Annotated in this window: 10 protein-coding genes; all 10 read left to right on the plus strand. The window is 37.5% G+C overall.

All coding sequences use genetic code 11. The features are described 5' to 3' along the window. The first annotated feature begins 225 nt into the window (after window positions 1-225). The 10 genes from IV84_RS08525 (at window position 226) to IV84_RS08565 (ending at window position 8,614) form a co-directional block, all read left to right on the plus strand. Complete coding sequence (locus IV84_RS08525; protein ID WP_046871441.1) at window positions 226-966, plus strand: amino acid ABC transporter ATP-binding protein; 741 nt, start codon at window positions 226-228, stop codon at window positions 964-966. A 12-nt stretch (window positions 967-978) separates the two neighbouring features. Then, complete coding sequence (locus IV84_RS08530) at window positions 979-1,815, plus strand: transporter substrate-binding domain-containing protein (RefSeq protein ID WP_046871442.1); 837 nt, start codon at window positions 979-981, stop codon at window positions 1,813-1,815. Beyond that, complete coding sequence (locus tag IV84_RS08535; RefSeq protein ID WP_046871443.1) at window positions 1,812-2,450, plus strand: amino acid ABC transporter permease; 639 nt, start codon at window positions 1,812-1,814, stop codon at window positions 2,448-2,450. Before IV84_RS08530 ends, IV84_RS08535 begins: the two co-directional genes overlap by 4 nt. A gap of 13 nt (window positions 2,451-2,463) precedes the next feature. Then, complete coding sequence (locus IV84_RS08540; protein WP_046871444.1) at window positions 2,464-3,117, plus strand: amino acid ABC transporter permease; 654 nt, start codon at window positions 2,464-2,466, stop codon at window positions 3,115-3,117. Window positions 3,118-3,353: 236 nt separating this feature from the next. Beyond that, the gene (locus tag IV84_RS08545) at window positions 3,354-4,352 is read left to right on the plus strand and encodes an ABC transporter ATP-binding protein (RefSeq protein ID WP_046871445.1); all 999 of its coding nucleotides are present in this window, start codon (window positions 3,354-3,356) and stop codon (window positions 4,350-4,352) included. Next, window positions 4,353-5,300, plus strand: a complete 948-nt coding sequence (locus IV84_RS08550) for an ATP-binding cassette domain-containing protein (RefSeq protein WP_046871446.1) — start codon at window positions 4,353-4,355, stop codon at window positions 5,298-5,300. Between the two features lie 4 nt (window positions 5,301-5,304). Next, complete coding sequence (opp4B, locus tag IV84_RS08555) at window positions 5,305-6,264, plus strand: oligopeptide ABC transporter permease (protein ID WP_046871447.1); 960 nt, start codon at window positions 5,305-5,307, stop codon at window positions 6,262-6,264. Between the two features lie 12 nt (window positions 6,265-6,276). After that, complete coding sequence (locus IV84_RS08560) at window positions 6,277-7,173, plus strand: ABC transporter permease (protein ID WP_046871448.1); 897 nt, start codon at window positions 6,277-6,279, stop codon at window positions 7,171-7,173. A 104-nt stretch (window positions 7,174-7,277) separates the two neighbouring features. Then, window positions 7,278-7,436, plus strand: a complete 159-nt coding sequence (locus tag IV84_RS10935) for a hypothetical protein (RefSeq protein WP_155515913.1) — start codon at window positions 7,278-7,280, stop codon at window positions 7,434-7,436. A 50-nt stretch (window positions 7,437-7,486) separates the two neighbouring features. Next, window positions 7,487-8,614: an ABC transporter substrate-binding protein gene (locus tag IV84_RS08565; RefSeq protein WP_056986423.1), complete on the plus strand. Its 1,128-nt coding sequence runs from the start codon at window positions 7,487-7,489 to the stop codon at window positions 8,612-8,614. Window positions 8,615-8,632 lie beyond the last annotated feature (18 nt).

Consider the following 8,632-nt stretch of genomic DNA (forward strand, 5'->3'; position numbering starts at 1 on the left):
CACCAATACGATTTGACAGAGACCCAAAAAATTTTGGCAAGCTCTTTTTTCTACCCTAAAAATTGATATAATAGAAGATGAACATTTATTTTTTTACTGGGAATAAATGCTAACGAGATTTCAAATTCGGTTATCCCAGTAGCTTTAGCGGCCACGACAGTCGTATGCAGTCATTTTTACTTTTGTAAATAATTGTCGTATATTGAAGAAAAAGGGGAAATTTATATGTCAATGATCGAATTTCACGATGTTGAAAAGTATTATGGAAAATTTCATGCACTATACAATGTTAATCTGACAATCGAAGCTGGAGAAACCGTTGTTTTAATTGGTCCATCTGGTTCTGGTAAAAGTACTCTTATTCGGACAGTAAATGGATTAGAGCGAATCAACAAAGGGCAACTGATTGTTGATGGATTCGATTTGGCTGATAAGAAAACGGACATGAATAAAATCCGTAAAAATGTTGGGATGGTGTTCCAGCATTTTAATTTATATCAAAATAAAACAGTTTTAGAAAATATTATGTTAGCTCCTCGGATTGTTTTAAAACGGGATGAGGATAAAAATAAGAAATTGGCAATGCAACTTTTGGACAAAGTTGGGTTAGCTGACAAGGCAGAAAGTTATCCCGCTCAACTTTCCGGTGGCCAGGCTCAACGAATCGCCATTGCCCGTAGTTTAGCAATGGAACCTAAGTGTATTTTATTTGATGAACCAACAAGTGCACTTGATCCGGAAATGATTGATGATGTTTTGAACGTTATGAAAGATATTGCTCGAGATTCCAGCATGACTATGTTGGTAGTTACTCATGAAATGGGCTTCGCACGTGAAGTGGGTGATCGGGTTGTTTTCATGGCTGATGGACATATCTTGGAAGATGATACAAAAGAAAAATTCTTTGACGGGCAGCCTTCAAATGAGCGGGCACGCCAATTTCTTAGCAAAATTATTAAGCACTAAAGGGGGATCCGCATGAAAAAAATAATTCGATATTTAGGATTGCTGACCTCATTATGTGCACTGGTCATGATCCTCAGTAGTTGTGGCTCAAAGGCGGCAACGTCAAATGAAAGTGTTTTAAAAACTGCAGAAAGCAATAACACAATTGTTTGGGGTGTAAAGGCTGACACCAAGTTATTTGGTTTGATGGACGTTAAGGATTCAAAAATTAAAGGCTTTGATGTCGATATGGCTAGAGCAATTACCAAACAAATGTTGGGTCCAAGCGGAAAAGCTAGTTTTATTCAAGTTTCTAGTCAAACTCGAATTCCGTTGTTAAAAAATGGCAATATTGATGCCATTATTGCGACAATGACGATTACTCCGGCACGTGAAAAAGCGGTTGATTTTTCCGATCATTATTTCAATGCCGGCCAATCATTAATGGTCAAAAAGGGTAGTCCAATCAAAAATGTTAAAGATTTAGACAAAAAAGGGACCCAGGTTTTAGCCGTTACAGGTGCTAACTCGGTTGCAAATTTCCAAAAAGTCGCCCCCAAGGCTAAAGTCTTGGAATTACAGGACTATGCACAAGCTCTCCAGGCTTTGAAGTCTGGACAAGGTGAGGCACTTACAACTGATAACGGGATCCTTTTAGGAATGGCTGCTCAAAATCCAGGCTACCAAGTTGTGGGTGGTACTTTCACTAAAGAACCCTATGGAATTGCCGTTAATAAAGGACAAAAGCCCTTTGTAAATAAAATTAATCAAGCTCTCCAACAGTTACGAGAAAATGGTGAGTATGATCGGATTGTTAAAAAGTGGTTCGGTAACATTGCTGGATTTAACTATAAGGAGGCAGAGAAATGATTAGTATTGTCGCGAATCATTGGCAAGACCTCCTTTATGGTCTAGGTCAAACGTTGTTATGTAGTATTTTGGCATTGTTCTTCAGCCTGATTATTGGTTCACTTTTTGCCATTTTTGAAGTGGTTCCTAACAAATTTCTTAGAATTATTGCGCGAGTTTATATTGAAATTTTCCGAAATATTCCTTTGCTAGTAATTACCATGTTCTTTTATGTTGTCGTACCAATGTTCTTTGTGAAGGTAAATGGATTTACTGCCGGAACAATTGGTCTGACAATCTATACGTCGGCGTTTATCGCAGAAACAGTTCGTTCTGGAATTCAGTCAGTGGATCCTGGGCAAATGGAAGGGGCTCGGGCAAACGGGATGACATTTTCACAAGCAATGCGCTATGTTGTCTTGCCACAAGCCTTTAAGATTGTGATTCCACCTCTAGGTAATCAATTTATTAACTTAGTAAAAAATTCCTCTGTATTGGCCTTCGTGGCAGGATTTGATTTGATGTATCAAGGAAACACAATTGCTTCAACGACTTTTGATACCCTGAATTCTTATTTTGTAGTTGGAATTTTATATTTGGTAATTACAATGCCATTAAGTTATTATATGCGATATCTTGAAAAACGATTAGACTAGGAGGTGAAGAAAATTGCAAAACTTTATTAATGCTTATTCTTGGGTAAATATTCATTATCTGCTTGAAGGATTATGGATTACGCTGGAAGTTTCAGCAGTTTCAATTGTGTTCAGTTATATTCTAGGCGCCATTTTAGGTTTGATCCGCTATATTAATGTAAAATATTTATCGGCGATTGTCGGATTTGTAATTGATTTAATTCGTAATTTACCATTGTTGTTAATTATTTTCTTCACTTACTTTGGTCTTCCTAATATTGGAATTCGTTTGAATCCAATCTGGTCTTCAATTTTGGCGATGACGATTTTTGAATCGGCCATGTTGGCAGAAATAATCCGTAGTGGAATTGGCGCGGTTGATCCTGGCCAAATGGAAGGGGCTCGTGCCAATGGCCTTACTTATTGGCAAGCAATGTGGCATATCGTGTTACCACAAGCACAAAAAAAGATGATTCCAACCATTGTGAGTCAATTCATTTCACTGATTAAGGATACGTCTTTGGCCACAATTATTGTGTTACCAGACTTAATGTATCATGCTCAAATTATTTACGGCCAAAACAGTAATTATATTTTACCGATGTTTGTGGCTTTAGCCGTTATGTATTTTGTAGTATGTTATATGCTTTCAATTTTGTCGCATTATTTGGAAAAACGATTGGCTTAAAAATAAAAAATAATAGATTATGATAAAAAGATTTGTAATGTGAATACATTATGAATCTTTTTTTATTTTTCAAAAAATTAGTCTTTGCGCGAATGGACACGGTTTCTAGGCAGCTTTTATTGCCTTACTAACATAAAAAAAGGTTGCATTTTAATGAGCTAAGATTATATTATTATTAAATCTTAATTTTCTTAATCGTTTTTTAATAAAATGTCGGAACAAAGGAGTTATTCAATATGGGAGAAGAACTTTTAACGATTAATCATCTGCACACCGCTTTTAAGCGCGGAACAGAATATTTTGACGCGGTGGATGATGTTTCATTAAAAATACATAAAGATGAGATTCTGGCAATTGTCGGTGAATCTGGTTGTGGGAAAACAACATTAGCGAAAAGCATTATTGGGTTACACGATTTAAAGCGGACTAAAATAACCGGAAACATTAAATTCCAAGATCAAGAGTTAGTTGGTGCATCACCAGAAAAATTTGATCAGTTACGTGGGAGTGACATGGGAATGATTTTCCAAGATCCATTAGCGGCCTTAAACCCATTGATGAGGGTTGAAGATCAAGTTCGTGAGGTTTTGGATTATCACACAGATTATTCTGCTACCAAGAAACATAAAATAGTATTGAAATTATTAGATCAAGTCGGATTGGAAAATCCAGAACGGGTCGCACGTCAATTTCCACATGAATTATCTGGTGGGATGCGGCAACGGATTATTATTGCCATCGCCATCGCTTGTAAGCCTGAACTTATTATTGCAGATGAACCCACAACCGCCTTGGATGTAACAATTCAGGCTCAAATCTTGGATTTATTGCGTAGCATTCAAGCTCAAAATCATGCCGGAATCATTTTAATTACGCATGACCTTGGAGTAGTTGCTGACACAGCAGATGAAGTGGTTGTGATGTACGCAGGGCAAGTTGTTGAACGCGGCACTGTTTTTCAAATTTTTAATCATCCGCTACATCCGTATACACGTTCATTATTAAAATCGATTCCGCAAGCAGAACACGAGGGTGATCGACTTTACGCAATTGAGGGAGCTGTTCCTTCTCTAGCAAAAATGCCCCATGATGGCTGTCGATTTGCACCAAGAATTCCATGGATTCCTGAGAGTGCCCATGAAAAAACACCAACTATGCATGAACCTGAAGAAGGCCACTATGTTTTATGTACCTGTTATCAGACGTTTAAATTTGAAAACGGGGAGGCCGTGTAAATGAGTTTAGTTGAAATTAAGGATTTACAGGTTCATTACCCAATTCGTTCGGGCTTCTTTAACCGAATTCATGATTATGTGTATGCCGTGGATGGCGTGAGTTTTGAAATTGAACCGGGTCAAACATACGGACTGATCGGAGAAACAGGTTCTGGGAAAACAACGATTGGGCGTTCAATAATCGGACTGGAAAAAATTACATCCGGAAAAATCTTATTTGATGGGCATGACGTTTCTACAAAAAAAGAACGAAAGGCCATTGATTATAATCGGGATGTTCAAATGATTTTTCAAGATTCGTTATCAAGTTTGAATCCCAAAAAAAGAATTTACGATATTATTGCCGAACCACTGCGAAATTTTGAAAAGCTTAGTGATACAGAAGAAAAACACCGAGTTCGAGAATTATTAGACACTGTTGGTCTAGGCGAAGATGATTTGTTCAAATATCCCTTTGAATTTTCGGGTGGCCAACGACAACGAATTGGAGTTGCTAGGGCGATTAGTACGAATCCTAAACTGGTGATTGCTGACGAACCAGTTTCAGCTTTGGATCTTTCCGTTCAGGCTCAGGTGCTGAATTACATGCAAGAAATTCAAAGCCAATTCAATATTAGTTATCTTTTTATTTCTCATGATTTGGGCGTTGTTCGCCACATGTGTGACAGCATGGCCATCATGCATCGCGGACGATTTGTTGAATTGGGAACGCGGGACGATATTTATAATCATCCACAACATATCTATACCAAACGACTTTTGGCGGCAATTCCGGATGTGAATGTTGATCAACGAGATGCACAACGTAAGCATCGAAAAGAAGTTGAAAAGATATTTGATACGGAACAAAGCCGTTATTACGATAAAAATGGTCGTGTTTTACCATTACAAAAAGTTTCGGAAACACATTCAGTGGCACTTCCGGAAGATCAAGTGAAGGGGGAGTGAGCTTATGTGGAAAACTATTTTACGTCGGGTGGTTATTATGATTCCGCAAATTATTATTTTAAGTTTGTTGGTATTCATCCTAGCTAAGTTCATGCCAGGTGATCCCTTTACCGGATCAATTACCCCACAGACAGATGCTTCTCAGTTACATGCCCTAAAAGTACAAGCTGGTTTGTATGATCCTTGGTATACACAGTATATTCATTGGGTTGTGAATATGTTCCATGGCAATTTTGGAACAAGCTATCAGTTTAAAGAACCGGTGATGGCAGTTATTGGTGGCCGGGCAATCAACACTTTGTGGCTTTCACTATTCACGGTGATTCTTACTTATCTCATTGCAATTCCTTTAGGATTACTAGCAGGTCGTTACGAGGACACAAATCTTGATCGCGGCATTATGTTTTTTAATTATGTGACGTATGCCATTCCGCTATTTGTTTTCTTGGTTATTGGACTTTGGTTATTTGGTTATGTTTTAGGATGGTTCCCTAGCGGGGGATCAGTTTCTCTCAGTGCAAACGGCTTTTGGGGGAACACTTGGAGTAGGCTTTATCACATGATTCTTCCAGGGGTACTTACAGCACTGCTATCCACAACTAGTACGGTTCAATATCTACGAAGTGAAATTGTGGATCAAAAACATCAAGACATGGTGGCAACTGCTCGAGCAAAGGGAGTACCAGAAAGAAAGGTATTTTCACGACACATCTTGAGAAATTCATTATTGCCAATTGCGGCTTTTATGGGTTATTCAATTACAGGATTATTAGGCGGATCAGTCTTTGTTGAACAGATCTTTACATATCCCGGGATGGGCCAATTATTCCTTAATTCCATTAGTAATCGTGATTTCTCAGTCATTACCGCATTGGTTATGATTTACGGGATTCTAGCATTATTTGGAACTTTATTATCGGATATTATTATGAGCGTTGTTGATCCACGAATTCGGATTAAATAGGAGGGAGTCAGTATGACAAATTCATCAGAAAAAGAGAAAACCGTCAAAACTCCCTCGACTATGAAGGTGATTTGGCAAGAGTTTCGCCATGACCGCGTTGCAATGGCCTCATTAATTTTCACGATCGTGCTGATTTTAGGAATTTTCATCTATGCTGCCAGCCTAAATCTGGAGAAAGTTACGAATGTTAATATCTTTGCCCAGTATGATAAACCTGGTCAGGATGGTTTTATACTTGGTGCAGATGAAGGTGGCCGTGATGGATTCAAGATGCTGGTTATTGGAGCTCGAAATTCAATTACGATTGGTTTTGCAGTTACAATAATTTCTTCAATTTTTGGAATTGTATATGGGATGATTTCAGGATTTTATGGTGGCTGGTTAGATAATGGCATGATGCGGATTTATGATTTCATTAATATTTTACCGGAAATTATGATCATTATTGTGTTGGTTACAATTATTCCTAAATATAATGCTGGAACTTTCATCATTATCATGTCTTGCTTTATGTGGTTAAGTACAGCACGTTTAATTCGGAGTAAAGCCTTATCGGAATCTGAAAAAGATTATGTTGCTGCTTCAAGAACTTCTGGTACCAGTGATTTTATGATTTTGTTTCGAGAGGTTTTACCGAATTTAAGTTCAATTATTATTGTTGATACGACATTAAGTTTCGCAGGTAATATCGGAATTGAAACTGGGTTAAGTTTCTTAGGTTTTGGATTACCTGATAGTACACCAAGTTTAGGAACTTTAATTAGTTACGCACAGGATCCAGATGTCATTGGCAGCAAGGCGTGGGTTTGGTTGCCAGCTGCTATTGTAATTTTAGTTTTGACATTGAGTATTAGTTATGTTGGGCAAGCATTAAGACGTGCCGGTGATGCACAACAACGTCGAGGCTAAGCATTGTAACATGTGAGAGAAGGGATGCCACATTAAAATAAAGTTCGAAGGTATGTGATGATGTAAAATTTTAAAAAATGAAAGTACATAAAGGGGAGATTTTTATGAGTAAATCAAAATGGGCAATTGGAATCGTGTCAGTTTTGGCAGTTATGACATTAGCCGGTTGCGGAAACAGTAAATCGGCTTCTACTAAGACAACTAAACCAACATTGCCTACTTCTTACAGCTCCAAAAAAAGGCCATCAGCGGAGGTACACTAAAAGTTGCAGAAGTTAATTCATCTGCCTTTAAGGGGATTTGGGACGATGCGTTGACAAGCAATGCTGAAGATACAGATGTAATGCAGTTTGGAAATGAAGCATTGTTTAAATATGATAAAAATTTTAAATATATTAAAGGTGGAGCGGCAGATTTAAGTTTAAACCAAAAAGCAAAAACTGCGACGATCAAAATTAATCCTAAGGTTAAATGGTCAGATGGTAAGTCATTAGTAGCTCAAGATGTGGCCTATGCGTACAAAGTGCTTGCTAATAAGGCAACGCAATCTGAATATTACACTGGCAGTATTCAAAATATTGTTGGAATCCAGGCCTATCATAGTGGGAAAGCAAAGGATATATCTGGGGTTCAAATTAAAAACAAGCATACTGTTGTCATTCATTTTAAGCAAATGAAGCCTGGGATGAAAACTAGTGGAAATGGATATATTTGGGAAAATGCTGAACCATATCACTACATTAAAAATATTTCCTTTAGTAAATTAGCTAGTTCACCCCAAGTACGTAAACATCCGTTATTCTATGGACCATATAAGATGTCCAAAGTTGTTTCAGGAGAGTCAGTTGAATTTACTCGAAACAAATACTATTACGGTGGAACTCCTAAACTTAAAAAAATTACTGTTCAGGTTGTTTCAGCAGATTCTATTGCTGCAGCTATAAAGGCACACAAGTATGACCTTGCAATTGGTGGTGTACCGAGTTCTCAGTATAAAAAAATCAAACAGGTTTCTGGTTATACTATGACTGGTAAAAATGCTTTAGCCTATGACTATCTTGGCTTCAATTTAGGAAAGTATGATGCTAAGACCGGAAAAAACGTCATGAATAAGAATTCTAAAATGGCAAATCCTAGTTTACGTAAGGCGATTGCTTATGCTATGAATATTGATGCAGTTGAAAAGAAGTTTAGCAATGGTTTAGGTTCACGTTTGACAACTTTAATTCCACCTGTATTTTCTCAATATCATGACAAATCTGCTAAGGGATTCCCACTAAATCTCAAAAAAGCTAATGCACTTTTAAACAAGGCAGGTTATAAAAAAGGAAAAGATGGTTATCGTACAGATCCTAAAGGAAAAAAGTTAACCATTCATCTTGCTGAGATGGAAGGTAATGCCAATACTCAAGCTATTGTTCAAAATTATATGTTAGTGTAAGGTTTTCCTAGATGGTCA

The organism is Pediococcus damnosus, assembly GCF_001437255.1.
GTDB lineage: Bacteria > Bacillota > Bacilli > Lactobacillales > Lactobacillaceae > Pediococcus > Pediococcus damnosus.

Bases quoted from the DNA above. Each gene is read 5' to 3' on its own strand.
- IV84_RS08530 (WP_046871442.1), top strand. From the start codon at position 979: ATGAAAAAAATAATTCGATATTTAGGATTGCTGACCTCATTATGTGCA.
- IV84_RS08525 (WP_046871441.1), top strand. From the start codon at position 226: ATGTCAATGATCGAATTTCACGATGTTGAAAAGTATTATGGAAAATTT.
- opp4B (WP_046871447.1), top strand. From the start codon at position 5,305: ATGTGGAAAACTATTTTACGTCGGGTGGTTATTATGATTCCGCAAATT.
- IV84_RS08560 (WP_046871448.1), top strand. From the start codon at position 6,277: ATGACAAATTCATCAGAAAAAGAGAAAACCGTCAAAACTCCCTCGACT.
- IV84_RS08550 (WP_046871446.1), top strand. From the start codon at position 4,353: ATGAGTTTAGTTGAAATTAAGGATTTACAGGTTCATTACCCAATTCGT.
- IV84_RS08545 (WP_046871445.1), top strand. From the start codon at position 3,354: ATGGGAGAAGAACTTTTAACGATTAATCATCTGCACACCGCTTTTAAG.
- IV84_RS10935 (WP_155515913.1), top strand. From the start codon at position 7,278: ATGAGTAAATCAAAATGGGCAATTGGAATCGTGTCAGTTTTGGCAGTT.
- IV84_RS08535 (WP_046871443.1), top strand. From the start codon at position 1,812: ATGATTAGTATTGTCGCGAATCATTGGCAAGACCTCCTTTATGGTCTA.